Origin of the sequence: Pseudomonas sp. S09G 359, assembly GCF_002843605.1 — a bacterium.
Classification (GTDB): domain Bacteria; phylum Pseudomonadota; class Gammaproteobacteria; order Pseudomonadales; family Pseudomonadaceae; genus Aquipseudomonas.
Window position 1 is genome coordinate 4,657,636 of the sequence record NZ_CP025263.1, and the last position, 25,458, is coordinate 4,683,093.

Below are 25,458 nucleotides of genomic sequence, written 5' to 3' on the forward strand. Positions count from 1 at the left end.
ATTACCTCAGCGCTATTGCGTCGCCGTGGGTGGGCACGCCGCCCCTTCCCCCAAATTGCTCTTCAATACCGTTTATCACCGCTACCGAATGTCCGTCGCGATTGACCATGCCGACTACGCCACTGGCAAGTTCACTGACAGATACCCTCTTGATGCGCTGTTTGAGCCCCAAACGCAGTAAACCTTCACCTGGGCCGTATTCATCTTCACCATTATTCAAACTGCGTATTGCGGCCCTGAAGCTATGTTTCGCATAGCCATCATTGTTTTCCAGTTGAGCCCGCTTGGCGCTCGCCGCAAACAGAAAATGAGCATCCTTGAGCATTTCCGAATCGCGACTGACAAACTTCGAACCCCAAGCACCCTCCGCCAACTCCCGACGACTGAGATGGAGCGCGAAGCCGTCGCGCATCACCACCTGATAACCCTCCCCGACTTTTCGAACGTCCTTAAAGATATCCGTCGGGCTTTGACCAAACTTCACCATGGCCGCCTTGATGGCCGAGACCGTCACGCAGTTGCCGTCCGGCCCCTGGCGGAAACCGCCCCAGATATCATTTGCCTTGGCACCATTACGCTTGCTCGAAAGATCTGGAAGATCGCCTGCCTGGGGATTAACCATCGGCGGGCTGGGCTGGGGCAACACCTGCGGCTTGAGCGGTACCCGTGGCTGGGGCGCAGGGACTACCCGTGGTGAGTGCCTGTCAGACTCATGTCGCCACATCCCGTGTAAGCGAGTAAGAATCCGGCTGAGCGTTCGAAAGTACTTTTTGAGAGCTTTCGGGAGGTTTGCCCTATTACCAGAGCCCTTTATTGTTTTATCACAAGGGTGCAAAACATTGTGTGCCGATGCACTAACGGGTTGTTTAATACTTCGAGCAGTTACTGCGCCACTCGACTCAATGGTTTGATAATCGTGTTTAATCACCGATGCATTGTTGATCGCCATTCCGGACATACGCTCACCTTTATCAAGCGCCCCCTTGCTGACAATAGCCAAGGGAGCGACCTCATCAGTACAGATTGTGAAAAGTCCCGCTTAATTTATGCCCTGTTTTGACGACCGGCATTGGTGGTCCAGAGGTTGTCGAACCTGTTCCGGCTGCGGCTACTGAAAATATCGCCCGAACGGTCATCGGCAGGCCCGGGGGCTGTCAGTTCCGGATTGACGCGAATGTCAGGAATGGGGCCCGAGGGCTGGTCATTGAGCATGGGCATGTCCGGCGTGTTTGGCGTCACTGGGGACTTGTCAGCGGTTTTGGGTTTATCAAGGGCGTTCGGCACCAACGGAGGCGGTTCGTCGGCTTTTGGTTTATCCAGGGTGTTCGGCACCGACGGGCGCTGGTCATCGGCTTTTGGCTTATCCGGTGTCTTAGGCAGCACCATGTGCTGGTCATCAAGCTTTAGCTCATGCGAAAGAATATTCACCTCAGGGTGATGCAAACCGCAGTTCACCACCTGAACCGTCAGGTTGATATCAGACGTCTGCTTACTCTGCTGCGCTGCGTCGAGCTTTATCTCTGGAACTTCGCCGGACAGTTTTTTTGTCACCGATACTACGTCAGGGCTCACCTTAAGGTCGTCACCTGGGACCACCTGCGCGTGAGGCTTGGCCTCCGGCATGGCCCTGGGCATCACCGCTGCATCCGGAAGGATTTTCGCCGCAGTATCCTTGAGCAATGGCGCCTTAGGATCGGCCTCCGGCGTCACCTTGGCCCCTGCATCCGCCTTCGGCAGCGTTTGCGCCACAATATCCTTGAGCAATTGCGCCTTAGGATCGGCCTCTGGCGTCACCTTGGCCCCTGCATCCGCCTTCGGCAGCGTTTGCGCCACAATGTCCTTGAGCATTTGCGCTTTAGGATCGGACTCTGGCGTCACCTTGGCCCCTGCATCCGCCTTCGGCAGCGTTTTTGCCGCAGTGTCTTTGAGCACTGGCGCGTTAAGATCCGCTTCGGGTATTGCCTTCGGTAGAGGCCCCGCATCAAGCGTAAGCTTGGGTATGCCGCCTTGACCCGCCCACAGTCTTACCGCCTTGAAAATCGACTCAAGAATGTCAAACAATTGATCGAAAGTGGCCCTGTTCATTGTGATATTGCCGTCCTTTGACTCCACTGTATTATCAGGGAGCACAGTATTGGTAACCGTTTTGGACAACATTGGGTCGCGCGACTTATCAACCACTGGTTTCTCCCGATCCTGCGGAAGATAGGTATTAGTCATGGGGGCGAAATTATTAATCGGCAAATTAGACATACAATATCCTTTCTCAATGTCCCTCTAAACCGGCAGTGGCCCGAGAAACGTTCGTCGTCATAAAAGTTGGCTAACAAGTACGAGCATTCGCACTCCCTACTTTCGTGGGCCGCCAGACCTTTGAGTTCCGAACATTCCGCTTCACATTAAGACACCATTAGAAAAGCGAGGAATATTTCTTATGGACATTCACAAAACACCATGGGCGGCCTTACCTGGACGTGCAAATAAAGCCGATACAAAGAGCAACACTCAGCCCCAGTGAAACTTGATGAAATCACCAAGACTTAATCAGGCGATCTACCTGTGCTAGTTACCGCGCACGCCTATATTCCCTTTCGCAGCGCAACGCCAAAAACCACAAAACTTTTGAAGCAAAAAGACCAAAAAAACATTGTTTTTTACACATACAAATAAACCATTCTGCCCACAAGACATTCACCCTCGCTCGCAACCGCCTTGGGCTTACTGGCACGACCGGTTATTACAGGCAAAAAAAAAGGCGCCGGAGCGCCCCTTGAATCAATCACTGAAACTTAGATAAATATAAAGCTGATATTACACCGCCAAAACCTCGGGCCGCTGATGCCCAACGCCCAACAAACGTCCTACTTGCACCAAGTCGGTTTCGCGGCGCATTGCGGTAAACAACTCCACCGCCTCGGGATAGTTGCGTGTCAGCATCGCCAGCCATTGCTTTAAACGGCCAGGCGCCTGACGCTCAGTCAACTGCTCCACGCACTGGCGCCAGAACTCCTGAAGCATTGGTTGCATCTGCGCCCAGGTCATTTCCACCACGTCCTCTCCTGCACGGGCGGCGGCAATCTGCCGGGCCAGGTCCGGGCGCGCCACCAGCCCGCGACCGAGCATGATGTCTTCGACGCCGCTGATCTCGCGGCAGCGCCGCCAGTCTTCAACGCTCCAGATATCACCGTTGGCGAACACTGGCACCTTGACCACGTCCTGCACCCGCGGGATCCACTCCCAGTGCGCCGGCGGCTTGTAGCCATCGGCCTTGGTGCGCGCGTGCACCACGATATGCGCAGCGCCGCCTTCAGCCAGGGCGGTGGCGCACACCAGCGCGCCGTCCGGGCTGTCGAAGCCCAAGCGCATTTTGGCGGTTACCGGTATGTGCGCCGGCACCGCACGGCGAACATGCTCGACGATCTGGTTGAGCAGCTCGGGCTCCTTGAGCAGCACCGCACCACCGCGGGACTTGTTGACGGTTTTGGCGGGGCAGCCGAAGTTCAGGTCGATCACCTGGGAGCCCAGCTCGCAGGCCAGCGCGGCATTTTCCGCCAGGCATACCGGGTCGGAGCCGAGCAATTGCACGCGCAGCGGTACGCCGGCAGCGGTTTTGGCACCGTGCAGCAATTCCGGGGCGAGCTTGTGGAAGTAGGCAGGCGTCAGCAAGCGGTCGTTGACGCGAATGAATTCGGTCACGCACCAGTCGATACCGCCCACACGGGTCAACACGTCCCGCAGGATGTTGTCGACCAACCCCTCCATGGGCGCCAAAGCAATTTGCATGGAAAACACTCAACAAAAATCGTGGCGCAGTTTACTGGGTTTCCTACGGCAACCGTTAACCCCCTGTCAGGGCGGGGCCGTAACCGTCGAGAAACTCTGTGGGCATGCGCTTGGGTTTGCCGGAAGACATTTCGATACACACAAACGTGGTTTGCGCCCGTAGCAGGGTGGCGCCGTCACGCGGGCGCACTAACTGGAAGCGGCGAGTCATCTTCAGGCGCTGATCCCAGTCAACAATCCAGGTGGCCAGTTGCAGCTCGTCGCCCTCGTAGCCTGCCGCCAGGTAATCGATCTCATGGCGCACCACGGCCATGGCGCGGTCCAGGCGGCGATATTCAGTGAGATCCAGCCCCAAACGCTGGGAGTGGCGCCAGGCGCAGCGCTCCAGCCAGGACACATACACCGCGTTATTGGCGTGCCCCAACCCGTCGATGTCTTCAGGGGCGACCTGCAGATCGATGATAAACGGCGTTGCCAAATCCCAGCCCATGCGTTGCTCCCAGTCGATTAATGTCGGCGGGGCAGTGTATCAGGCAGTTTGCCGCTCCTGTAGACGGCGACCGGCCAACAACGCCAGCACAGCGTCGATCACCCGTGGGTCGGCCAGCACTTTCTGGTGCCCACCCTGCTCCAGGCGCAGCAGGCGGCTGTCGAACCAGGCGTCGTGAATGGCTTGCGAGGCTTTGACCGGCACAAAGGTATCGTCTTCGGCATGAACGATCAGCCCTGGGATATTCATTTGGTAGTGGGCCACGTCCAAATGCTTGAGCGGCATGCCGAAGGTGTGTTCCACCTCCTGGATAAACGCCGAGCGCGCCCGCGCCGGCAAACCGACCATGTGGGTAAAACCGCGCAGTACGTCAAGAAAGCGCGACGGCGCGGCGATGCTCACCAGCGCCTCGGTACGCAGCCCCAACTGCACCGCCAGCATCGCACTGGCGCCGCCCATCGAATGGCCGATTACCGCGTGCAACGGCGGCAGCTCGGCGGCCGCCTCCAGCATGGCACGGGCAAACAGCAGCACATGCGCTTCACGCCCCGGCGAACGGCCATGGGCGGGACCGTCGAGGGCAATCACTGAATAACCGTTTTCCACCAATGCCGTGATCAGGCTGGCGAACTGAGTGGGCCGCCCTTCCCAACCGTGCATGAGTAGTACCGCCGGCCCCTGGCCCCAGCGCAGGGCCGAGAGACCAAAGCGCAGGGTCATGCGCTGCGACTGCGCCAGCAGCGGCAATTCCCAGTCACGCGGCGGCAGGTCGCGCGGTGTCATGAAGGCACGCCGCATTTTGTTGGCCACCGCGTGCGGCGCCAGGTGGCCCAGCGTGCCGTTGATACGACGAATCCAGGTTAACGTGCGCATTTGTGCAAGCCCTCTTTCAGCGTACCGCCGACTTGGAAGCGCGCAATACACGATCCGACAATTCACCGGGCCCCAAGGCACGTGCCAATGCCAGGCCACCGATCATCAGCGCCATGTCTGCCAGCGCCTTGTCGGTGTCCTCGGGGCTGGCGGCGAGCTGGGCGGCCATCAGCTCTACGTGTTCGTTGAGCGCTTCGCGGAAGGCGTCCGGCAGGCGCGCCATCTCGCCCACGGTGGCCGGGATCGGGCAGGCCTGGGCGGTTGAGTCGCGGTGCTTGCGCGACAAGTAGAACGCCGCCACCAGGCCCCTGCGCTCTTCGCCGGTGAGTTGGGTGTCCATATCGTCGATGGACGCGCGACGCCGGGCCAGCAGCTGGGTGAAGGCCTCCAGCATCAGCGCGTCCTTGCTTTCAAAGTGCGCGTAGAACCCACCGACGGTCAGCCCCGCCGCGCCCATGACTTCACCCACGCTCGGCTCGGCCGGGCCACGCTGGATCAATGCGGCGCTGGCGGCTTGCAGAATACGTTCGCGGGTTTGCGCTTTTTTATCGCTCATCATTGCCTCCGTCTTTCATGGGTTGAATATTATTACCATAATAATATTTCGCAAGCGAGAAGCATGACCACTGGTCAGAACAGAAGAACGGGATCGGGGAGGGAATTGGCCAAACGCCAGACAAACAAAAGGGCCATTCAATAATTGAATGACCCTTAAAAATCCCGCAGAGCGGGTAATCGTGGCGTCCCCTAGGGGACTCGAACCCCTGTTACCGCCGTGAAAGGGCGGTGTCCTAGGCCACTAGACGAAGGGGACACAAACCTTCTATACACTGATCAGCGCTGAGAACTGATCGATTCAAGGACGGTGTGGCCAGACCTTGAACCTGTAAATTGGTGGAGCTAAACGGGATCGAACCGTTGACCTCTTGCATGCCATGCAAGCGCTCTCCCAGCTGAGCTATAGCCCCGGATTTTTCGCCTCGCGGCGCAGCAGACCTTGCGAGCTGCTTGTTGAAACTGGCGTCCCCTAGGGGACTCGAACCCCTGTTACCGCCGTGAAAGGGCGGTGTCCTAGGCCACTAGACGAAGGGGACAAAACCTTCTGTACAACCGATCAGAGCTGAGACCTGATCAATTCAAGGACGGTGTGGCCAGACCTTGAACCTGTAAATTGGTGGAGCTAAACGGGATCGAACCGTTGACCTCTTGCATGCCATGCAAGCGCTCTCCCAGCTGAGCTATAGCCCCTCATCGGTGAGGACGGGGCGAATCTTAATGGCGGTTTGGAAGTGTGTCAAATTTATTTTCAACATTTTCCAAAGTTTTTTGCCGGGATAACAATCACTTACCGGCGAAACCCCGGAAAACCGGGGTTTCGTCGCTGCAACAGCCTGCTTAGCCGATAGCGCCCAGCAGCTTTTCCCACTCTTTGTTTTCTTTCTTCGACACACCACCAAGCAAATCAAGGGCTTGGCGCAGACGGAAACGCGTCAGGTCCGGGCCGAGAATTTCCATCGCATCGAGCACCGACACCGAACTGGCCTGCCCGGTAATCGCAGCAAACATCAGCGGCATGGCATCGCGCAATTTCAGCTCAAGGGATTCAACCACCGCCTGGATCGTCGCGGTGATCGCATCCTTCTCCCACTGGCGCAGGCTTTCGAGCTTCCACAGGATCAACTGCATCAACTGGCGAACCTGGTCACCGGAGAGCTTCTTGGACTCAAACAGCTTGGCGTCCGGGTTCACGCCACCGGCGAAGAAGAAGCTGGCCAACGGTGCGACCTGGCTGAACGTCTCCACCCTGCCCTGCACCAGCGGCGCGATTTTCATCATGTACTCGGGGTTCAACGCCCACTGCTGTAAGCGCGTGGCGAACTCGTCCACCGGCAGGTCACGCAGCCACTGGCCGTTGAGCCACGAGAGTTTCTCGATATCGAAAATCGGCCCGCCCAGGGACACGCGGGACAGGTCGAAGTTGTCGACCATTTCCTGCAGCGAGAACTTCTCGCGCTCGTCCGGCATCGACCAGCCCATGCGGCCCAGGTAGTTGAGCATGGCTTCCGGCATGAAGCCCATGCGCTCGTAGAAGGTCACCGAGGTCGGGTTCTTGCGTTTGGACAGCTTGCTCTTGTCCGGGTTACGCAGCAGCGGCATGTAGCACAGCTGCGGCTGTTCCCAGCCGAAGTATTCGTACAGCAGGATCAGCTTGGGCGCCGACGGCAGCCATTCTTCGCCGCGCAGCACGTGAGTGATGCCCATCAGGTGGTCGTCGACCACGTTGGCCAGGAAGTACGTCGGCAGGCCGTCGGTCTTCATCAGCACTTGCATGTCCATGCGGTCCCACGGAATCTCGACGTCACCGCGCAGCATGTCCGGCACCACGCACACGCCTTCGCTCGGCACTTTCATGCGGATAACGTGCGGTTCGCCGGCAGCCAGGCGCTGGGCCACCTCTTCCTTCGACAGCAGCAGCGCGCGGCCGTCGTAGCGTGGGGTTTCGCCCCGGGCCTGTTGCTCGGCGCGCATCTGGTCCAGCTCTTCAGCGGTGCAGAAGCACGGGAACGCATGCCCCATGTCGACCAGTTGCTGGGTGTACTGCTTGTAGATGTCGCTGCGCTCGCTCTGGCGATACGGGCCGTGCGGGCCGCCAACGTCCGGGCCTTCCGCCCAGGTAATGCCCAGCCAGCGCAAGGCATCGAAAATCTGCTGCTCCGACTCACGGGTGGAGCGCAGTTGGTCGGTGTCTTCGATCCGCAGGATGAATTCACCGCCGTGCTGCTTGGCAAAGCAGTAGTTGAACAAGGCGATGTAGGCAGTACCGACGTGGGGATCCCCAGTAGGCGATGGCGCAATGCGCGTGCGGACGGTGGTCATGGCTGGTCTCGAATGGGCGATAAAACTGAAAATTGAAACAAGGGGCGAATGGTAACACCAGCTTGGGTGATTCTGGCAGACCGAGGTGAAGCCATCGGGGGCAAGTCGAATCGTCGCACCGCCCCTCCCACACTTTGATTTGTGAGCACGGTCAAATGTGGGAGGGGCGGTGCGACGATTCGACTTGCCCCCGATGAGGCCAGTTGAATCACCACACATCAAACCGCCAACAACCGCTCCCGCAGCTTGCCAATCTCATCGCGCGTCTGCGCCGCCGCCTCAAACTCCAGGTCCCGCGCCAACTGGTACATCTTCTCTTCCAACTGGCGGATGCGCTTGGTGATCTCACTCGGCGAGCGCAATTCGTTCTCGTACTTGGCGCTTTCCTCGGCGGCCTTGGCCATGCCCTTGCGCTTCTTGCTGCGCGAGCCGGGCACGGTGGCGCCTTCCATGATGTCGGCGACGTCCTTGAACACCCCCTTGGGCGTGATGCCATTGGCCAGGTTAAAGGCAATCTGCTTGTCGCGACGGCGCTCGGTCTCGCCGATCGCCCGCTCCATGGAGCCGGTGATACGGTCGGCGTAGAGAATCGCCCGGCCATTGAGGTTACGCGCCGCACGGCCGATGGTCTGGATCAGCGAGCGCTCGGAGCGCAGGAAGCCCTCCTTGTCAGCATCGAGGATCGCCACCAGCGACACTTCCGGCATGTCCAGGCCTTCGCGCAGCAGGTTGATGCCCACCAGTACATCAAAGGTTCCCAGGCGCAGGTCGCGGATGATCTCCACGCGCTCCACGGTGTCGATGTCCGAGTGCAGGTAGCGCACGCGCACGCCGTGGTCGGCCAGGTAGTCGGTCAAGTCTTCGGACATGCGCTTGGTCAGCGTGGTGACCAGCACCCGCTCTTCCAGGGCCACGCGCTTGGTGATTTCCGAGAGCAAGTCGTCCACCTGGGTCAGCGCCGGGCGGATTTCGATTTGCGGGTCCACCAGGCCGGTTGGGCGCACCACTTGTTCAACCACGCGCCCCGCATGCTCGGCCTCATAATTACCCGGCGTGGCCGAGACAAAAATGGTCTGCGGGCTGATCCCTTCGAACTCGTCGAAACGCATCGGCCGGTTATCCAGCGCCGACGGCAAACGGAACCCGTACTCCACCAAGGTTTCTTTGCGCGAGCGGTCACCTTTGTACATCGCACCGACCTGCGGCACGCTGACGTGGGATTCGTCGATCACCAGCAGGGCGTCATCCGGCAGGTAATCGAACAGCGTGGGCGGCGCCTGCCCGGATTCACGGCCCGACAGGTAGCGCGAATAGTTTTCGATGCCGTTGCAGTAGCCCAGCTCCAGGATCATCTCCAGGTCGAAGCGCGTGCGCTGCTCCAGGCGCTGGGCTTCCACCAGCTTGTTGTTGCTACGCAGGTATTCCAGGCGCTCCACCAGCTCGGTCTTGATCCCCTCGATGGCGCCCATCAATGTTTCTCGCGGCGTCACATAGTGGCTTTTCGGATAGAAGGTAAAGCGCGGTAATTTGCGAATCACCTCACCGGTCAACGGGTCGAAGGCCGACAGGCTCTCGACTTCATCGTCAAACAGCTCAATGCGGATGGCTTCCAGATCGGACTCGGCCGGGTAGATGTCGATCACATCGCCACGTACGCGGAAGGTCGCGCGGGCAAAGTCCATGTCGTTGCGGGTGTATTGCAGGCTGGTCAGGCGGCGCAGCAGCTCGCGCTGGTCGAGTTTGTCGCCGCGGTCGACGTGCAGCACCATCTTCAAATAGGTTTCCGGGCTGCCCAGGCCGTAGATGCACGACACCGTGGTGACGATGATCGCGTCCTTGCGCTCCAGCAACGCCTTGGTCGCCGACAGGCGCATCTGCTCAATGTGGTCGTTGATCGACGCATCCTTCTCGATAAAGGTATCGGAGGACGGCACATAGGCTTCGGGCTGGTAGTAGTCGTAGTAGGAAACGAAGTACTCCACCGCGTTATTCGGGAAGAACGCCTTGAACTCGCCGTACAGCTGCGCGGCCAGGGTCTTGTTCGGCGCCAGCACCAACGTGGGGCGATTGGTCTGCGCAATCACGTTGGCAATGCTGAAGGTCTTGCCCGAACCGGTCACCCCGAGCAGCGTCTGGTGCGCCAGGCCGGCGTCGATGCCTTCGACCAGCAGGCGAATGGCTTCGGGTTGATCGCCGGCGGGTTCAAAACGGGTGACGAGCTGGAAATCCGACATAACGTACCTCGTGAAGTCACCCCAGACTCGAAACCGCCAGGGACGAAATAGCTCAGCAACCCGCGAATAGTCATCGCAGGTTGCAGGAAAAAACCATGATAGCTGTAGAAGTGGTGGCGAATGTGACGGGTTTCAAGGCAATCGTCCTATCCGCCGTCTAGGATCAAGGTTGCAATAAGACTAACGGTCAGCAAATAAACCGAAAAACTTGGCCGAAAAGCCGTTTCGGTTGTCGCCCTCAGCGGTGAGGGCCTCTATACTAGCTCCCCGTTTGTGCACCGCTCTAGTGCATTCGGCTGGAGCGCGACACGTCCCTCCATTCCCCCATAGAGCTGCCGCAAAAATGAGCCTGTTCTCCGCTGTCGAAATGGCACCACGCGATCCTATCCTGGGCCTCAACGAAGCATTCAACGCCGATACACGAACCACCAAGGTCAACCTTGGCGTGGGCGTTTACTGCAACGAGGAGGGGAAGATTCCACTCTTGCGTGCCGTTGCCGAAGCGGAAGCCATTCGCGTGGCGCAACACGCCGCCCGTGGCTACCTGCCGATCGACGGCATCGTCGCCTATGACCAGGCCGTGCAAAAACTGCTGTTTGGCGCTGAATCGCCACTGCTGAGCGCCGGCCGTGTGATCACCGCCCAAGCGGTTGGCGGCACCGGCGCGCTGAAAATCGGCGCTGACTTCCTCAAGCAACTGCTGCCAGACGCCGTCGTCGCCATCAGCGACCCAAGCTGGGAAAACCATCAGGCGCTGTTCGAAAAAGCCGGGTTCCCGGTGCAGACCTACCGCTACTACGACGCCGCCACCCACGACGTAAACCGCGCCGGCCTGCTCGAAGACCTCAATGCCCTGCCGCCGCAATCCATCGTGGTGCTGCACGCCTGCTGCCACAACCCGACCGGCGTCGACCTGAGCCCGGCCGACTGGCAAAACGTGCTGGACGTGGTCAAGGCCAAGAACCTGGTGCCGTTCCTCGACATGGCCTACCAGGGCTTTGGCGACGGCATCCACGAAGACGCCGCTGCTGTACGCCTGTTCGCCGAATCGGGCCTGACTTTCTTTGTGTCCAGCTCGTTCTCCAAGTCGTTCTCGCTGTACGGCGAACGTGTGGGCGCGCTGTCGATCGTCAGCGAATCCAAAGAAGAAAGCGCGCGCATCCTGTCCCAGGTCAAGCGTGTGATCCGCACCAACTACTCCAACCCGCCTACCCACGGCGCGGCGATTGTGGCGGCAGTACTGAACAACCCCGAGCTGCGCGCCCAGTGGGAAGCCGAACTGGCCGAAATGCGCCTGCGCATCCGTGGCATGCGCGAGCAGATGGTGGCTGAACTGGCCAAGGCTGCTCCAGGCCACGACTTCAGCTTCGTCGGCCGCCAGCGTGGGATGTTCTCCTACTCCGGCCTGACCGTTGAACAAGTGACCCGCCTGCGTACCGAGTTTGGTATCTACGCACTGGATACCGGGCGTATCTGTGTGGCGGCGCTGAACCAGTCGAACATCGGCGCGGTAACAAAAGCGATTGTGCAGGTGCTGTAAGCCTTAAACAGGCGATGAGGGGGAAGCCATTCATGGCTTCCCCTTTTTTATGGGCGAACGTTGAGCCGATGAGTTAGTTAAACCGATGGATTAGCTGAACCTGTGGATTAGCTGAACCTGCGGCTTAACTGAACCCATGGATTAGCTGAACCCATGGATTAGCTGAACCTATGGCTTCACTGAACCTGTGGCTTAACTGAACCTATGGCTTCACTGAACCCGTGGCTTAGCTGAACCTATGGCTTAACTAAACCTGTAGCTTCACTGAACCTGTGGCTTCACTGAACCCGTGGCTTAGCTGAACCTATGGCTTAACTAAACCTGTAGCTTCACTGAACCTGTGGCTTCACTGAACCCGTGGCTTAGCTGAACCTATGGCTTAACTAAACCTGTAGCTTCACTGAACCTGTGGCGAGCGAGCTTGCTCGCGTTGGGCTGCGCAGCAGCCCCAAACCCGCCACCTTGAACCTCCTGACCAAACGCGGTGCCTGAACAAGGGGCCGCTACGCACCCCAGCGCGAGCAAGCTCGCTCGCCACAAGCAGCGCAGCGCGCGCAAAAAATTCACTGGGCACAACGCGCTGCGCAGCAGCCCCAAACCCCGCCACCTTGAACTTCCTGACGAAACGCGGTGCCTGAACAAGGGGCCGCTACGCACCCCAGCGCGAGCAAGCTCGCTCGCCACAAAAGGCGCAGCGCCTGCAAAAAATTCACTGGGCACAACGCGCAGCCCCTAGACTGAACCCTGACTGCCCCTTTGCTGTGAGAACTCTATGAGAAACGACGACCTGGACCTGCGTGCCGACCGCGACGAGTTGCATGACTACACCCCGCGCACACCGCCAGCCAAACGCCAGAAAAGCCTGGTGCTGCAAGTAGCGCTCGGCGTGTTCCTCGGTGGCCTTGCGCTGTGGCTGGTGCAGTTGGGCGCGACCGCAATCATGGCAAAATTGGCCATGGGCACCCTGCAATTCGGCGGCTGATGCCCGGCCCTCAGTGCAGAGGCCTGTCGAAGTGAATTCTGGAAAAATTGCTTAACCACCAGTACAGCATTGCCAGGCCATAGCCCGTAAGAAATGACCCTACCGACGAATAGAGCACCTGAATCACTGCGGACTCATAAACGCAGTTGCGCGTGCAGTGAGGCTCTTCGGGAAAGGTCACCGTTAAGAAGAACACCCCGAAGCCGCCCATTACCACGACAGGCAAGATCGCAAGGTGGCGCCTTCTGTTGACCAATGAGCGCAGAAACAGTGTTCGATAAGGCACCCAGCATGCAATCAGCACGGCGTAATACACACTGAACAGCCACGCCAACGCAAAAATCAGCCGCGTGACCTCGGAAAAAAATGACTTTTCAGCCCATGTTTCGATAGACGGCAGCGTTTGCGCCAACCCACTGACTAAAGCGTTAGCCCACGTCAGCTTGAGAAAATCCGCGCTCCACCCGCCAAAGACCACGATCGATGTAAACAGCAACGGAATCCAGGCAATCGGTCGCCACAAAAATTGATCATCCGTGGGCACCTGAACCAGGCTCGAACCAGGTGGTTTGTCCATTCGCGGATCGCTCTCAAGGGGTGACAACGACGAGCGTAGACCAGAATCACTGAGCCTTCCCTCACACCCCCTCGCGAATCGCCCCGCGCTCCTCCAGCAACTTCACAAAACTGCTCAAGCTCTGCGACACCGTCCCCCGCCGCCAGATCAGCCAGGTGTGCAGGATGCGAAAGTTGTCCGCTAACGGCCACACGCTCACCGCCGCGAAGCCCGGCATGTTTTCCAGCATGCTGCGCGGCATCAGCGCCAGGCCGGCACCGGCGCTGACGCAGGCGAGCATGCCGTGGTAGCTCTCGATCTCGAAGATCTTGCCCGGCATCGCACCATCCTGTGAGAACCAGCGCTCGAAATGGTGCCGGTACGAGCAGTTCGAGCGAAACGTATAGATGTTTTCGCCATTCACATCCTGCCCGCGGTTGATCGGCGCGTGATGCAGCGGCGCGATCACGACCATTTCCTCTTCGAACACCGCCACGCCTTCCAACGTCGAGTGCAGCACCGGGCCATCGACAAAGGCCGCCGTCAGGCGCCCCGACAGCACGCCTTCGATCATGGTGCCCGATGGCCCGGTGCTCAGGTCCAGTTCGACCTTGGCGTGCTTCTGGTTGTACGCCGCCAGCAACCCCGGAATGCGCACCGCCGCTGTGCTTTCCAGCGAGCCGAGGGCAAATGCGCCCTGGGGCTCCTCCCCCGCCACCGTGGCCCGGGCTTCTTGCACCAGGTCGAGAATGCGTCGCGCATAACCGAGGAAATTCCACCCGGCAGGCGACAGGCGCAGGCGGCTTTTCTCGCGAATGAACAACTCCACGCCCAAATCCTGCTCCAGTTGCTTGATGCGCGTGGTCAGGTTCGACGGCACCCGATGAATCAACTGCGCGGCGGCGCTGATGCTGCCTTGCTCGGCAACGGCCTTGAAGATTTCCAGCTGCACCAGATCCAAGTCATTCTCCAATCGTGAACGTATTGCTTAATATTATTCAGTTTCCATAAAAGATCCAGCCCCGTACGCTGAACCCATTCCACTCATTCAGCAGGACGGTGCCATGAACGCTATTTCCCCCCAGACCCACGCCCTGTCGATCAACCCCGCCAATGGCGAAACGGTCGGCAGCTACCCGTATGAAACCGCGTCGCAACTGGACGCCGCCCTCGACCGTGCCACCGGCGCATTCCGCACCTGGCGCCGCCAGCCAGTCAGCCAGCGTGCCGAATTGCTGCTGGCCCTGGCCGCCGCCCTGCGCGACCAAGCCGAAGAGATGGCGCAGATGATCACCCTGGAAATGGGCAAACCCATCGCCCAGGCGCGTGCCGAAATCGAGAAATGTGCGCTGCTCGCCGAATGGTACGCCGCCCAAGGCCCGGCCATGCTGGCGCCGGAACCGACCCTGGTGGACAACGGCAGCGCTCAGATCGAATACCGCCCGCTGGGCCCGATCCTCGCCGTGATGCCGTGGAACTTCCCGGTGTGGCAAGTGCTGCGCGGCGCCGTGCCGACCATGCTCGCCGGCAACACCTATGTGCTTAAACACGCGCCGAACGTGATGGGCAGCGCTTACCTGATGAAAGCAGCGTTTCAGAAAGCCGGCTTCGCTGACGGCCTGTTCGAAGTGATCAACGTGACCACCGAAGGTGTGTCCAAGGCCATCGCCGACCCGCGGATCGCCGCCGTGACCCTCACCGGCAGCGTGCGCGCCGGCATGGCCATCGGCTCCCAGGCTGGGGCTGCGCTGAAGAAATGCGTGCTGGAACTGGGTGGCTCCGACCCCTTCATTGTGCTCAACGACGCCGACCTCGACGCCGCCGTTCAGGCCGCTGTGATCGGCCGCTTCCAGAACAGCGGCCAAGTCTGCGCCGCCGCCAAGCGCCTGATCATCGAAGAAGGTGTGGTGGAAGCCTTCACCGCCAAGTTCCTGGAAGCCAGCCGTGCCCTGGTGATGGGCGACCCGACGGCGACCGCCACTTACATCGGCCCCATGGCCCGCTTCGACCTGCGCGACGAGCTGCACGGCCAGGTCCAGGCCACCCTGGAAGAAGGCGCGACGCTGCTGCTGGGCGGTAACAAAGCAGCCGGCGCCGGCAACTACTATGAGCCGACCGTGCTGGCCAATGTCACCGACCAGATGACCTCGTTCAAACAGGAGCTGTTCGGCCCCGTGGCCTCAATCATCACTGCCCGCGATGCCGACCACGCTGTGGCCCTGGCGAACGACAGTGAATTCGGCCTCACCGCGAGCATTTTCACCACCGATGCGGCCAAGGCGCGCAACATCGCCAATCAGCTGGAGACCGGCGGGATCTTCGTCAACGCGTTCAGCGTGTCCGACCCTCGGGTGGCGTTTGGTGGGGTGAAAAAGAGTGGGTTTGGGCGTGAATTGTCGCACTTTGGTGTGCGGGAATTCTGTAATGCGCAGACGGTGTGGCTGGATCGCAAGTAAGCCCAGTCAACGCAAAAGCCTGTGTTCAGGCATCCAGCAGCGGCAGCGTCACCACAAACTCGCTGCCCCTGTCCTTGCCTTCGCTCATGGCGGTAACCGTGCCGTCATGGGCTTCCACCAGTTCGCGCACCACCGTCAAGCCGATCCCCAAACCCGAGCCATTGAAGCCGATGGCATGCTCGTCCTGCACATAAGGGTCGAAGATGAACGGCAACGCCTTGGCCGAAACGCCGATGCCATTGTCGCCAATGCTGATCCTCAACGCGTCTGTGACGGTCACCGACAGCACAATACGGCCCCCCACCGGCGTGTACTTGGCCGAGTTGGCCAGCAGGTTGTTCAGGATCTGCGCAAGGCGCCCGGGGTCACCACTCACCGTCAACGGGCCATCGGGCAGATGGGCCTCAAAGTGCTGATTTTTCGCACGCATCACCGGGCCACAGGCATCAATAGCGCTGCGGAGGATGTACAGCATGTCGACCTTGCGCCGCTCGACACGCAGTTTGCCCGTGCTGACGCGGGACACGTCCAACAGGTCATCCACCAGCTGTGAAATATGCTGCACCTGGCCTTCGATCAGCTCACGCATGCGCGGCAGCTGGTCACTCGGCAGGCGCACCATGCGCTCGGCGATCATGCTGATCGGCGTCAACGGGTTGCGCAGCTCATGCGCCACCATCGCCAGGATACTTTTCTGCTGGCCCAGCGCGCGCTCGGCCGTGGCCTGCAGGTCTTGAGCGCTGAGCGCAGCAATGACCAACTGCGCATTCGCCTCGCGAAGCTCCTGGTACAAACGCTGTTCTTCCACGCGTGGCGGGCTGGCCGCGTCGGATTGCGCGAGCAGGATCGCCACGACCAGTTGCTGGTTGGCCTCGATCACTTGCTCGACCTGCTGGGTATCCACCAGGCGGCTGCTGACGTCACTCAGTTGCTGTTGCAGGGCGGCGAGCACGGCGCGGGCCTCGACGGTTTTCTGGCCAAGCAGGAACAGCTCGTGGGCCGCTGTATTCAGCTCACTGTCATTCTTGCCGCCGGTTTCACTCATGAGCCGGGCTCACACATGTTTGTCTCCCGTCGAAACCTGTTTGGTCGGGCGCCCACCCAACAAGCCTTCCTGCTCCGGCAACATGTCGCGAATCTGCAGGCCGTTATCGTCGATGTAGTACTGGCGCAGTTGATCCGAGTGAGCGCTGGCGCGAACCTTGACCACCGCCATGATGCGCAGCAAGCGGCTCTCTACTTCGATGTAGCGCTGCACGATGATCGCATCGGTGAGGAACGCCGTGCCGTAGGGGCTGAAACGCAGGTCGGTGTAACGGTCTTCCAGCTCCGATGTCATCAACACGCTGACCCCGGCCCCGGTCAACGCGGTGACCATGCGCGACAACGACTCGCGGAAATCCGCGCGAAAGGTCGGCGCCAGCGCCAGTTCAAAGCCCGACAGCGAATCGATCACCACGCGGGAGGCGTTCAAGCGGCTGATCTCACCGAGCAGCAGTTGCACGATCTCGTCAATCGACAGGTCCGGCGCGCGGCTGTCCACCAGGCCCACCTGCCCATTCTTGATCAACTCGGCCAACTGCGGGTTCTGCGAATGATTGGGCCGCTGCTCGAAGACGGCGATGACCCCGGTCTCACCGTTGCGCGCGCCCTCGGCCAGAAAGGTCGCGGCCAGAATGCTCTTGCCCGAGCCCGACGGCCCGGCCACCAGCAGCGAATAGCCGCGAGGCAGGCCGCCGCCGAGCATTTCATCAAGGGCCGGCACGCCCATTTTCAGGCGCGTGATCGGGAACGTCGGCGGCACTTCAACCGACCGGTTGAGGGCGGCCGGCGGGAACACCTTGATCCCCGAAGTGGCAATCCGGAAAGTGTGCAGCCCCGGCAAGGTCGGTTGGCCGCGCATTTTCATGATTTCCATCTTGCGCACCATCGAATTGCGCTCGACGCTCTGCCGCAGCCAGATCAGGCCGTCTGCCACAGTGAAGATCGGATTGGTGTCGGTTTCGGTGAAATACTCGCCGATCAGGAAGGTCGTCGCCTGCCACGTCGTCATCAACATGCCCAGTTGCTGGATGAACTGCGGCAAGTTGTTGTTGGGGTTGTGCTGGGTCTGGCTGGCCAGCACCACGGAGCGGAACGAATCGACGAAGACCAGCGACGGCGAATGCGCCTCGACCTCACTGACGATGCGCCGCAACACTTCGTCCAGATCACCGGCCAGGGTGTCGTCTGCCAGGTTGATATAGCGAATCGACTGGTTGATGGCTTCATCGTCGAAGAAATCGAACTGCTGCTGATAACGCAGCATCTTCAGCGGCGGCTCCCCGAGCACGGTAAAGAACAGCGCCGGGCGCTCGGGCGTGGCCAGGGCGAACATCATCTGGTGCGCGAGGGTGGTTTTGCCACATCCCGGAGGGCCGGCGATGAGGTTGAACGAAAACTCCGGCAGGCCACCGCCCAGGACCTCGTCCAGTCCTGGCACACCCGTGGCCAGACGGTTGATAGTCACTTTGGTGCTCATGGCGAAATTTCCTGCGAAGAGGTGTCGCTCGAAGGAGGCAGCCACACACCCACCAGCAAACGTGCGGTGAGTGAAGGCCCGATCAGCGTGGTCAGGAGTTCGTAGAGGGTTGTCAGCAACACCTCACCGAAAAACCGCGCATCGGTCTCGTTTTGCTCGACGAGAACGGATTTGAGGGCAAGCAGATCCATCGCCGCCGGCACGCTGTCATAGCTGACGGCCAGGCGTGGATGGTTGGCGACGCACAGATGGAAGCTGCGCCGGTACAGCGCGGCAACGCCCTGCTGGCCGATTATGGGCGCCAGTGCTGCGTCCATATCCTGCAAAATCGAAACAATCGCCTCGGCGATGCTTGCAGTGTCAGCGTGCGGACCAACGCGGTGCACCAGAGTAGCTACAATCCGGCGGCTCTCTTCGCTAAGCGTGGGCATGTCTGACTGATTTCTGATGAACAGAGACTGATGGTACACCCTAAGCCGAGGTTTAGAGACCCCATCCGGGCCCGCGGGCCAAATGCGTACGGATGAGGTTCCCCCGGCCAGCCACGATCGACTACCATACCGCGCCGGTTCCCATACGGGACTAATAGGGAATTCGAAACGCGGTACACCGCGCCAATCGAAACTGCCCCCGCAACTGTAGGTGCTGAGCCTGCTCCTTGACGCCACTGGGCCTTGCCCGGGAAGGCCGGAGCGTGGCGACGACGCATCAGTCAGGAGACCTGCCGGCCGAGTAAGAACACTAACCGGCGGGGTGTCCGGGAAGGACGTCCTTGCCCTGCCCGCTCGGCAGCGCTCGAGGGTGTGTTTCCAAGCCGTACCGCCCCTGCTTCACCTACGGCTTTACGGAGATAGCCCCATGCTGCCACGCGTTACCGCCCTGATCACCGGCCTGGGTTTCTGTGCCCTGGCCCACGCGGCACCGACTCACTACCCGCTGACCGTCGAGAACTGCGGCATCAACGTGACCTTCCAGCAAGCCCCTGCACGCAGCGTGACCATCGGCCAGGCTGCCACCGAGATGCTTTACGCCTTGGGCGTGGGCGACAAAGTGGTCGGCACCTCGCTGTGGTTCAACAACGTGCTGGCGCAGTACAAGGCCCTGAACGATGGCATCGAACGCCTGGCCAATAACGAGCCGAGCTTCGAAGCGGTGATCGCCAAGCGCCCGCAACTGGTGGCGGCCGAGCTGGAATGGGTGGTCGGCCCGCAGGGCGTGGTGGGCACGCGCGAGCAGTTCCATGAGTTGAACATCCCCACCTACCTGCTGCCCTCCGACTGCGAAGGCAAGGACAACCTGGTGGGCGCCGACGGCACGCGGCTGGAGCCGTTCCGCATCGAGACCATCTATAAAAGTATCAGCCAACTGGCGCAGATCTTCGACGTGCAGGACCGCGGCCAGCAGTTGAACGACGAGCTCAAGGCGCGCCTGGCCAAATCCGTCGCCACCGTGCAGAGCAAGGGCCTCAAGCAGGCCAGCGCGTTGGTGTGGTTCTCCAGCTCCGAGATGGCCAGCGACCCGTATGTGGCCGGCCACAAGGGCATCCCGGAGTTCATCCTGCAAACGCTCGGCCTGACCAATGTGGTGCAGTCCGATGAAGAGTGGCCCGCCGTCGGCTGGGAAACCATCGCCAAGGCCAACCCGACCTTTTTGGTGATCGCACGTATGGACCGTCGCCGCTACCCCGCCGACGACCATGAAAAGAAACTCGCCTTCCTGCGCAGTGACCCGCAACATGGACGCGGTGAAAAACAACCGCATCATCATCCTCGATGCCCTGGCGTTGCAGGCCAGCATCCGCATGTTCGACGGCCTTGAACAACTGGCCACGGCCATCGACGGCTACGACCTGCGCAAATGAGTACAGGCGTGATCCGAACCCTACTCGCCCTGGCCCTGCTGCTGATCGCCGTGCTCGCCGGCGTGGCCATCGGCGAAACCGCCATCTCACCCCAGGTGGTGCTGCAGGTGCTCGCCAACAAACTTTGGGGCGCCAGTTACGTGCTGGACCCTATCGATGAGGGCGTGGTGTGGAACTACCGCCTGACCCGCGCCCTGGTCGCCGCCGCGTGCGGTGCCGGGTTGGCAACCTGTGGGGTGATTCTGCAGTCGTTGCTGCGCAACCCGCTGGCCGACCCGTACCTGCTGGGCATCAGCGCCGGCGCCTCGACCGGCGCGGTGTTGGTGGCGCTGATGGGCGTGGGCGGCGGTTTGATCTCGTTGTCGGCCGGTGCATTTGTAGGCGCCATGGCCGCCTTTGCCTTGGTAATTCTGCTCGCGCGGGCCAGCGGCTCCGTGAGCGGCACCGGGCAGATCATCCTCGCGGGCATCGCCGGTTCGCAGCTGTTCAATGCCCTCACCGCGTTCCTGATCACCAAGTCGGCCAGTTCCGAACAGGCGCGCGGCATCATGTTCTGGTTGCTCGGCAACCTCAGCGGCGTGCGCTGGCCCTCTGTGTGGCTGGCGGTGCCGGTGGCGGTCATCGGCCTGGCGGTGTGCCTGTGGCACCGGCGCGCGCTGGATGCGTTCACTTTCGGCAGCGACTCGGCGGCGTCCCTTGGCATCCCGGTACGTCGCGTGCAATTTGTGCTGGTGGGTTGCGCGGCGCTGGTCACGGCGGTGATGGTCTCGATTGTCGGCTCCATCGGTTTTGTCGGCCTGGTGATCCCCCACGCTGTGCGCCTGCTGCTTGGCACCGGGCACTCGCGTTTGCTGCCGGCCAGTGCGCTGGGGGGCGCGCTGTTTCTGATTGCCGCCGATGTGCTGTCACGCACGCTGATCAAGGGCCAGGTGATTCCGGTGGGCGTGGTCACCGCCCTGGTCGGTGCGCCAGTGTTTGCGTTGATTCTGATTGGCCGGAGAAACCCCCGATGAGCGTACTGAGCTGCAGCGGCTTGGGCTTCAAGGTGCGCGAGGCTGAGTTGCTGTGCGATATTCACCTGGACGTCGAGCAGGGCGAAACCCTCGGCATCGTCGGCCCGAACGGCTCCGGCAAATCCACCCTGCTCAAACTGCTCGCCGGCCTGCGGGCGCCCGCATCGGGCCAGGTGCAGCTTGGCGGTAAGCGCCTGGGCGAGCTGTCGCGCCGCGCCATCGCGCAACAGCTGGCGGTGGTGGAGCAACAGGCCGACACCGACGACGCCATCCGCGTCTTCGACGCCGTGGCGCTGGGCCGCACGCCCTGGCTGTCGGCGTTGAGCCCGTGGTCCGACGAAGATGACGCCATCGTGCGCCAGGCCCTGCACGATGTGGACGCCACGCACCTGAGCACACGCGCCTGGCGCAGCCTCTCCGGCGGCGAACGCCAGCGTGTGCACATCGCCCGCGCCCTGGCGCAGCGGCCGCAGATTCTGTTACTGGATGAGCCGACCAATCACCTGGATATCCAGCACCAGCTGGCGATATTGAAAGGCGTGCAGGCGCTGCCGGTGACCACGCTGATTGCGCTGCATGACCTTAACCAGGCCCTGACCTGTGACCGCCTGGCCGTGCTCGATCGCGGGCGGTTGGTGGCGTTGGGCAAGCCGTTGGAAGTACTCACGCCGCAGCGGCTGCAGGACACGTTCGGGGTGCAGGCGCATTACCTGACGGACCCGTTTGATGGGGCGCAAATATTGCGATTGCGCTCCAACTGACACACCAAAATTCAAATGTGGGAGGGGCGGTGCGACGATTCGACTTGCCCCCGATGAGGGAGTGTCAGTTGATAAATCCATGACTGACCCACAGCCATCGGGGGCAAGTCGAATCGTCGCACCGCCCCCCCCACCTTTGGATATACAGCGGCTTGTGCATGTGGGTGGTCTGCCAGATCGGGTCGGCTTCGATATATCGACTTGCGAGTTAGCTGACACACCAAAATTTCCAGCACAACAAAAATCCAAAGTGGGAGGGGGCTTGCCCCCGATGAGGGAGTGTCAGTTGATAAATCCAGGACTGACCCACAGCCATCGGGGGCAAGTCGAATCGTCGCACCGCCCCTCCCACCTTTGGATCTACAGCGGCTTGTGCATGTGGGTGGTCTGCCACAGCGGGTCGGCTTCGATATCAACAATCTCAAAGCCCTGCCGCACCCAGAAATCAATCGCTCCCGGCAGAAACGGGTGGGTATGCAGGTACACCACCTCTACCCCATCCGCCCGCGCCAGCGCTTCCAGCTCGCGATACAACCTACCCGCCAGACCAAAGCGGCGAAACGCTGGCAGCACGAATAGCCGCACCACTTCCACCGTCTTGCGATCCTGATAATCCAACTGGGGAAAGCGCCCGTCGTAAGGCAAATAGCCGATCGCGGCGACAATCTGATCCCCCTCGCGCGCGACCAGAAACCGCCCATCGCTTTGCAGGTAAACGGCTTCGAAGTCCGCCAGGTCAGCCGGCATACCGGCGCCGCTGAGCTTGGGAAACAGCTCCGCACGGGCCTGCAGAACGAAGGTCAGTACGTCAGGAATGTCAGCGGCCACAACCGGCTGAATAATCATTCACGCAACTCGCACGTAGCACTGCCCTTCATCCCCGACGCATGCACGCTCACGTGGCGCACGCTAAAGCCCGGCGCCTGGACAATCTTTTTCTCGTCCCAGATGTCACCACTGGCGACCTGGTAACCGATGCTGCCATCCGCCTGCCAGCTCAGGCGCAGGATATACACGCCGTTATAATCCAGCGCCTGCTTGAACTGCGTGTCGATGATCGGCTTGGCCTTGTTGAAGGTGCGCAGGTTGAACAGGCGCTGGTCGGTGCCGGGTGGCGAATAGCTGGACAGAAACAGCGTATCGTCCTCGGCGGCGTCTTCGGCAGCCGCGAGGATCACCGACGGCACCCATTTTTCGCCACGGTCCTGGTTGTCGGTCACCACCTTGCAGGTCAACTGGCCCTTACCGCTGACGTTCTGGCGCAGCACGGTTTGGTACTGGCCGTAAGGCACGTCGAAGCTGAGTTTTTGCTCGGTGGCCTGGCCGCAGGCGGTCAGCAGAGACAGGGCTGAGAGCCCGATGGCGCATTGAAGAAGCTTCACGTGCAGTCCTTTGCTTGATTGGAGCCGAGAGGTTACCCGGCCGATTGCAGTTTGAGTACTCCCTCGCTCAACCGCTGGGTTATCCAACCACGGCTGTAGACCAGCACGTTGCTGGCCATCGCCACCGGAAAATGAATAAACCCATGGGCTGATTCCGGCAGCAAATGAACCTCTGCCTCGGGCCAGCGTTCAGCGATCAACAGCGTGTCGTCTTTAAGCGGGTCCAACTCCCCCACAAACATCAACGCCGGCGGCATGCCGGTAAAGTCACCATACAGCGGCGACAGCGGCGCTTGCCTGCGCTGTTCATCACTCAACCCCGGCGTGAGCATGCGCAACGCCTCGACCATCCCCGGCCCATCCAACAGCAGGGTTTCCGGCCCGGCGGTGCGCACACTCGGCGTGCCGGCCAAATCGTAAACGCCGTAGTACAACACCGCGCCGCTCACGCGTTTGAGCAGCGCCGGCGATTGCTGCAACGCCAGCAACGTCGCCGCCGCCAGATGCCCGCCCGCCGATTCGCCGACCACGATGACCGGCAGGTGGGCGAACTCATCCTCACTGAGCAACCAACGCGCAGCGGCCAGGCAGTCGTCCATCAGCCCTTCCACCGGCGTATTCACCGCCAGCCGATAATCCACCGACACCACCACCACGTCGCACGCGTTGACCATGCCCAGGTTGAGGTCGTCATCCATCTGCGCGTTGCCGATCACCCACCCGCCGCCGTGGATATCCAACACCACGCCCTTGGGCTTGCCGCTGGGACGCAGGATGCGCACGGGCACTGAACCGACTGATTTGGTTTCGGCCACGGGTGCGCGCTTGATCTTCTGGCTGACGCGCAACAGCGCCTGGATCAGACGCGGCGTGACCCGATTACGGATTTTAAAGCGCGGCAACCAGGCGAGCTTTTGATTGAAGCGGCGCATCTGGGCGCGTTCCGCTGCGGTGGCGGGCCATAGCGTGTGGGCCATCAGCGGTTATTCCGCAAGATCGAGAAATTCAACGCCGCCGCGACACACAGCCACGCCAGGTACGGGAACAGGATCAACCCGGTGATCAAATCCAGGCGCACGGCCAGCACCACCATCGCCGCCACGGTGAGCCACAGCACCGCCAGAATCACCATCCCCGCGAGGATGCGATGCGCGCCAAAAAACACCGGCGTCCACAGCGTGTTCAACGCGATCTGCGCCGCCCACAGCGCCAGCACCACTTCGCTGCCTGGGATCAAACTCAAGCGGTAGCCAGCCCAGGCCAGCAGCAGGTAGATGAGGGTCCACGCCACCGGAAACAACCAGTTGGGCGGGGTGAAACCGGGTTTGACCAGGGATTCGTACCAGGCTCCGGGCTTGAAGATAATGCCGGTGCTGGCGGCGGCGGCGCAGGCGAGCAGGAAAATGAAAAACGTCATGGTCGGTCCTTGAGGTCAGTTGAAAGAAAGCCACGCTATGTTTCAAAGACTCAAACTACCGCGCAGAAATTCAATGTTTGCCCCAAAAATGCACCCGCAACGCTGATTAGTGTGGGAGCTTAGCCCGGTTCCACAATCTTCAGCCAAGGCCAACGCGCCTGATAACTCCGGGCCTTGTTGGCGAACAGCGCCGGCTCCGCATGCACGGGGTTGATGCGCAACAGGCCCTGCTCCACATCCGCCAACCCATAGGGCGCATACACCTCGCCCGTGGCGATATCCAACCCGATGCACGTGCCTGCCACCAGGTAACGGTCCACACCTTGTTTAGCCGTGTGCAACTGCGGATACGGTCGGCCAAACCGCTGCCCATACCAGAGGTGGACCCGCGCCTGGTTCTTCACTTCGACATTAACCCCCAGGTCCTCGAACAACCGCTCGGCCCGGCGAATCACCGCGTCCTCCGCCTCATAGGAAAGGTCTGTGTCGAAGTAAAAAACGTCGTAATCCTTTACCCCCTGATCAGCCGGAAGGTTCGACTGATGATTCCACACCGCCTGGAACAAACAGCCCGCCGTGAGCATGCACTGGTCTACACCGAGGTCGGGCAGGCGCTTGGTGATTTCAGCATTGATGGGGTTGGCCATGGCCAGGCTGAGCAGGCGGTCGACGGTCAATGTCATGGGTTATTCCTTTGTAATCAGCGACTGTA

At 60.7% G+C, this 25,458-nt stretch carries 23 protein-coding genes, 4 tRNA genes, 1 pseudogene and 1 riboswitch; of the genes and pseudogenes, 6 read left to right on the forward strand and 22 right to left on the reverse strand.

The window, feature by feature from the left end:
* Position 1 precedes the first annotated feature (1 nt).
* The 12 genes from CXQ82_RS21175 to uvrB form a co-directional block, all read right to left on the reverse strand.
* Entirely contained in the window at positions 2-1,000 is a 999-nt protein-coding gene (locus CXQ82_RS21175; protein ID WP_371917327.1) for a hypothetical protein, read from the reverse strand.
* A gap of 44 nt (positions 1,001-1,044) precedes the next feature.
* Positions 1,045-2,253: a hypothetical protein gene (locus CXQ82_RS21180; protein ID WP_101272142.1), complete on the reverse strand. Its 1,209-nt coding sequence runs from the start codon at positions 2,251-2,253 to the stop codon at positions 1,045-1,047.
* Positions 2,254-2,811: 558 nt separating this feature from the next.
* Positions 2,812-3,783, reverse strand: a complete 972-nt coding sequence (locus tag CXQ82_RS21185; RefSeq protein WP_101272143.1) for a tRNA-dihydrouridine synthase — start codon at positions 3,781-3,783, stop codon at positions 2,812-2,814.
* A gap of 55 nt (positions 3,784-3,838) precedes the next feature.
* Positions 3,839-4,273: a thioesterase family protein gene (locus tag CXQ82_RS21190; protein WP_101272144.1), complete on the reverse strand. Its 435-nt coding sequence runs from the start codon at positions 4,271-4,273 to the stop codon at positions 3,839-3,841.
* 39 nt (positions 4,274-4,312) lie between these two features.
* Positions 4,313-5,146: an alpha/beta hydrolase gene (locus tag CXQ82_RS21195; RefSeq protein ID WP_101272145.1), complete on the reverse strand. Its 834-nt coding sequence runs from the start codon at positions 5,144-5,146 to the stop codon at positions 4,313-4,315.
* A gap of 16 nt (positions 5,147-5,162) precedes the next feature.
* A complete protein-coding gene (locus tag CXQ82_RS21200) occupies positions 5,163-5,702 on the reverse strand; it encodes a TetR/AcrR family transcriptional regulator (protein ID WP_101272146.1) in 540 nt (179 codons plus the stop codon).
* A gap of 182 nt (positions 5,703-5,884) precedes the next feature.
* Positions 5,885-5,960, reverse strand: a tRNA-Glu gene (locus tag CXQ82_RS21205).
* 78 nt (positions 5,961-6,038) lie between these two features.
* A tRNA-Ala gene (locus CXQ82_RS21210) sits at positions 6,039-6,114 on the reverse strand.
* 50 nt (positions 6,115-6,164) lie between these two features.
* Positions 6,165-6,240: transfer RNA gene (locus tag CXQ82_RS21215), tRNA-Glu, on the reverse strand.
* Positions 6,241-6,318: 78 nt separating this feature from the next.
* Positions 6,319-6,394: transfer RNA gene (locus CXQ82_RS21220), tRNA-Ala, on the reverse strand.
* Between the two features lie 147 nt (positions 6,395-6,541).
* A complete protein-coding gene (gene gltX / locus CXQ82_RS21225) occupies positions 6,542-8,023 on the reverse strand; it encodes a glutamate--tRNA ligase (protein ID WP_101272147.1) in 1,482 nt (493 codons plus the stop codon).
* 218 nt (positions 8,024-8,241) lie between these two features.
* Positions 8,242-10,257: an excinuclease ABC subunit UvrB gene (gene uvrB / locus CXQ82_RS21230; protein WP_101272148.1), complete on the reverse strand. Its 2,016-nt coding sequence runs from the start codon at positions 10,255-10,257 to the stop codon at positions 8,242-8,244.
* Between the two features lie 343 nt (positions 10,258-10,600).
* On the opposite strand from uvrB, the gene CXQ82_RS21235 reads away from it, so the two are divergent.
* Entirely contained in the window at positions 10,601-11,797 is a 1,197-nt protein-coding gene (locus tag CXQ82_RS21235; protein ID WP_101272149.1) for an amino acid aminotransferase, read from the forward strand.
* Between the two features lie 772 nt (positions 11,798-12,569).
* Positions 12,570-12,779, forward strand: coding sequence for a hypothetical protein (locus CXQ82_RS21240; protein WP_101272150.1), 210 nt, complete (start codon positions 12,570-12,572; stop codon positions 12,777-12,779).
* A gap of 10 nt (positions 12,780-12,789) precedes the next feature.
* Here the strand turns inward: CXQ82_RS21240 and CXQ82_RS21245 are convergent, their stop codons facing one another.
* Positions 12,790-13,356: a hypothetical protein gene (locus CXQ82_RS21245; protein ID WP_101272151.1), complete on the reverse strand. Its 567-nt coding sequence runs from the start codon at positions 13,354-13,356 to the stop codon at positions 12,790-12,792.
* 61 nt (positions 13,357-13,417) lie between these two features.
* On the reverse strand, positions 13,418-14,296 hold the full coding sequence (locus tag CXQ82_RS21250) for a LysR family transcriptional regulator (RefSeq protein WP_101272152.1): 879 nt from the start codon (positions 14,294-14,296) through the stop codon (positions 13,418-13,420).
* A 103-nt stretch (positions 14,297-14,399) separates the two neighbouring features.
* Between CXQ82_RS21250 and CXQ82_RS21255 the strand changes: the two genes are divergently transcribed.
* Positions 14,400-15,791, forward strand: a complete 1,392-nt coding sequence (locus CXQ82_RS21255; RefSeq protein ID WP_101272153.1) for an aldehyde dehydrogenase family protein — start codon at positions 14,400-14,402, stop codon at positions 15,789-15,791.
* Between the two features lie 25 nt (positions 15,792-15,816).
* Here the strand turns inward: CXQ82_RS21255 and CXQ82_RS21260 are convergent, their stop codons facing one another.
* Genes CXQ82_RS21260 through CXQ82_RS21270 form a run of 3 tightly spaced genes read right to left on the reverse strand, consistent with a single transcriptional unit; the run spans position 15,817 to position 18,743 of the window.
* Positions 15,817-16,836, reverse strand: coding sequence for a HAMP domain-containing sensor histidine kinase (locus tag CXQ82_RS21260; protein ID WP_101272154.1), 1,020 nt, complete (start codon positions 16,834-16,836; stop codon positions 15,817-15,819).
* Positions 16,837-16,845: 9 nt separating this feature from the next.
* Positions 16,846-18,312: an ATPase domain-containing protein gene (locus tag CXQ82_RS21265; protein WP_101272155.1), complete on the reverse strand. Its 1,467-nt coding sequence runs from the start codon at positions 18,310-18,312 to the stop codon at positions 16,846-16,848.
* Positions 18,309-18,743 (reverse strand): hypothetical protein, encoded by a 435-nt coding sequence (locus CXQ82_RS21270; RefSeq protein WP_241150939.1) that lies wholly within the window; start codon positions 18,741-18,743, stop codon positions 18,309-18,311. The genes CXQ82_RS21265 and CXQ82_RS21270 overlap by 4 nt, the downstream gene beginning before the upstream one ends.
* Before the next feature lie 118 nt (positions 18,744-18,861).
* Positions 18,862-19,056, forward strand: a riboswitch (cobalamin riboswitch).
* A 114-nt stretch (positions 19,057-19,170) separates the two neighbouring features.
* Here CXQ82_RS21270 and CXQ82_RS21275 point away from each other — a divergent pair.
* The 3 genes and pseudogenes from CXQ82_RS21275 (at position 19,171) to CXQ82_RS21285 (ending at position 21,947) form a co-directional block, all read left to right on the forward strand.
* Positions 19,171-20,173, forward strand: a pseudogene (locus tag CXQ82_RS21275) (ABC transporter substrate-binding protein).
* Positions 20,174-20,181: 8 nt separating this feature from the next.
* Positions 20,182-21,186: an iron ABC transporter permease gene (locus tag CXQ82_RS21280; protein WP_177409925.1), complete on the forward strand. Its 1,005-nt coding sequence runs from the start codon at positions 20,182-20,184 to the stop codon at positions 21,184-21,186.
* A complete protein-coding gene (locus tag CXQ82_RS21285; protein WP_101272158.1) occupies positions 21,183-21,947 on the forward strand; it encodes an ABC transporter ATP-binding protein in 765 nt (254 codons plus the stop codon). Before CXQ82_RS21280 ends, CXQ82_RS21285 begins: the two co-directional genes overlap by 4 nt.
* Before the next feature lie 360 nt (positions 21,948-22,307).
* Here the strand turns inward: CXQ82_RS21285 and CXQ82_RS21290 are convergent, their stop codons facing one another.
* The 5 genes from CXQ82_RS21290 to CXQ82_RS21310 form a co-directional block, all read right to left on the reverse strand.
* On the reverse strand, positions 22,308-22,793 hold the full coding sequence (locus CXQ82_RS21290) for a GNAT family N-acetyltransferase (protein WP_101272159.1): 486 nt from the start codon (positions 22,791-22,793) through the stop codon (positions 22,308-22,310).
* Complete coding sequence (locus CXQ82_RS21295; protein WP_241150938.1) at positions 22,790-23,329, reverse strand: hypothetical protein; 540 nt, start codon at positions 23,327-23,329, stop codon at positions 22,790-22,792. Before CXQ82_RS21295 ends, CXQ82_RS21290 begins: the two co-directional genes overlap by 4 nt.
* A 32-nt stretch (positions 23,330-23,361) precedes the next feature.
* Positions 23,362-24,306 (reverse strand): alpha/beta hydrolase fold domain-containing protein, encoded by a 945-nt coding sequence (locus CXQ82_RS21300; RefSeq protein WP_101272160.1) that lies wholly within the window; start codon positions 24,304-24,306, stop codon positions 23,362-23,364.
* Positions 24,306-24,746, reverse strand: coding sequence for a TspO/MBR family protein (locus tag CXQ82_RS21305; RefSeq protein ID WP_101272161.1), 441 nt, complete (start codon positions 24,744-24,746; stop codon positions 24,306-24,308). Before CXQ82_RS21305 ends, CXQ82_RS21300 begins: the two co-directional genes overlap by 1 nt.
* Positions 24,747-24,865: 119 nt before the next feature.
* On the reverse strand, positions 24,866-25,429 hold the full coding sequence (locus tag CXQ82_RS21310) for a nucleotidyltransferase family protein (protein WP_101272162.1): 564 nt from the start codon (positions 25,427-25,429) through the stop codon (positions 24,866-24,868).
* Positions 25,430-25,458: the final 29 nt, after the last annotated feature.

Bases quoted from the DNA above. Each gene is read 5' to 3' on its own strand.
- CXQ82_RS21200 (WP_101272146.1), bottom strand. From the start codon at position 5,702: ATGAGCGATAAAAAAGCGCAAACCCGCGAACGTATTCTGCAAGCCGCC.
- CXQ82_RS21185 (WP_101272143.1), bottom strand. From the start codon at position 3,783: ATGCAAATTGCTTTGGCGCCCATGGAGGGGTTGGTCGACAACATCCTG.
- CXQ82_RS21290 (WP_101272159.1), bottom strand. From the start codon at position 22,793: ATGATTATTCAGCCGGTTGTGGCCGCTGACATTCCTGACGTACTGACC.
- CXQ82_RS21240 (WP_101272150.1), top strand. From the start codon at position 12,570: ATGAGAAACGACGACCTGGACCTGCGTGCCGACCGCGACGAGTTGCAT.
- CXQ82_RS21195 (WP_101272145.1), bottom strand. From the start codon at position 5,146: ATGCGCACGTTAACCTGGATTCGTCGTATCAACGGCACGCTGGGCCAC.
- gltX (WP_101272147.1), bottom strand. From the start codon at position 8,023: ATGACCACCGTCCGCACGCGCATTGCGCCATCGCCTACTGGGGATCCC.
- CXQ82_RS21190 (WP_101272144.1), bottom strand. From the start codon at position 4,273: ATGGGCTGGGATTTGGCAACGCCGTTTATCATCGATCTGCAGGTCGCC.
- CXQ82_RS21255 (WP_101272153.1), top strand. From the start codon at position 14,400: ATGAACGCTATTTCCCCCCAGACCCACGCCCTGTCGATCAACCCCGCC.
- CXQ82_RS21260 (WP_101272154.1), bottom strand. From the start codon at position 16,836: ATGAGTGAAACCGGCGGCAAGAATGACAGTGAGCTGAATACAGCGGCC.
- CXQ82_RS21305 (WP_101272161.1), bottom strand. From the start codon at position 24,746: ATGACGTTTTTCATTTTCCTGCTCGCCTGCGCCGCCGCCGCCAGCACC.
- CXQ82_RS21180 (WP_101272142.1), bottom strand. From the start codon at position 2,253: ATGTCTAATTTGCCGATTAATAATTTCGCCCCCATGACTAATACCTAT.
- CXQ82_RS21265 (WP_101272155.1), bottom strand. From the start codon at position 18,312: ATGAGCACCAAAGTGACTATCAACCGTCTGGCCACGGGTGTGCCAGGA.
- uvrB (WP_101272148.1), bottom strand. From the start codon at position 10,257: ATGTCGGATTTCCAGCTCGTCACCCGTTTTGAACCCGCCGGCGATCAA.
- CXQ82_RS21235 (WP_101272149.1), top strand. From the start codon at position 10,601: ATGAGCCTGTTCTCCGCTGTCGAAATGGCACCACGCGATCCTATCCTG.
- CXQ82_RS21285 (WP_101272158.1), top strand. From the start codon at position 21,183: ATGAGCGTACTGAGCTGCAGCGGCTTGGGCTTCAAGGTGCGCGAGGCT.
- CXQ82_RS21270 (WP_241150939.1), bottom strand. From the start codon at position 18,743: ATGCCCACGCTTAGCGAAGAGAGCCGCCGGATTGTAGCTACTCTGGTG.
- CXQ82_RS21310 (WP_101272162.1), bottom strand. From the start codon at position 25,429: ATGACATTGACCGTCGACCGCCTGCTCAGCCTGGCCATGGCCAACCCC.
- CXQ82_RS21245 (WP_101272151.1), bottom strand. From the start codon at position 13,356: ATGGACAAACCACCTGGTTCGAGCCTGGTTCAGGTGCCCACGGATGAT.
- CXQ82_RS21300 (WP_101272160.1), bottom strand. From the start codon at position 24,306: ATGGCCCACACGCTATGGCCCGCCACCGCAGCGGAACGCGCCCAGATG.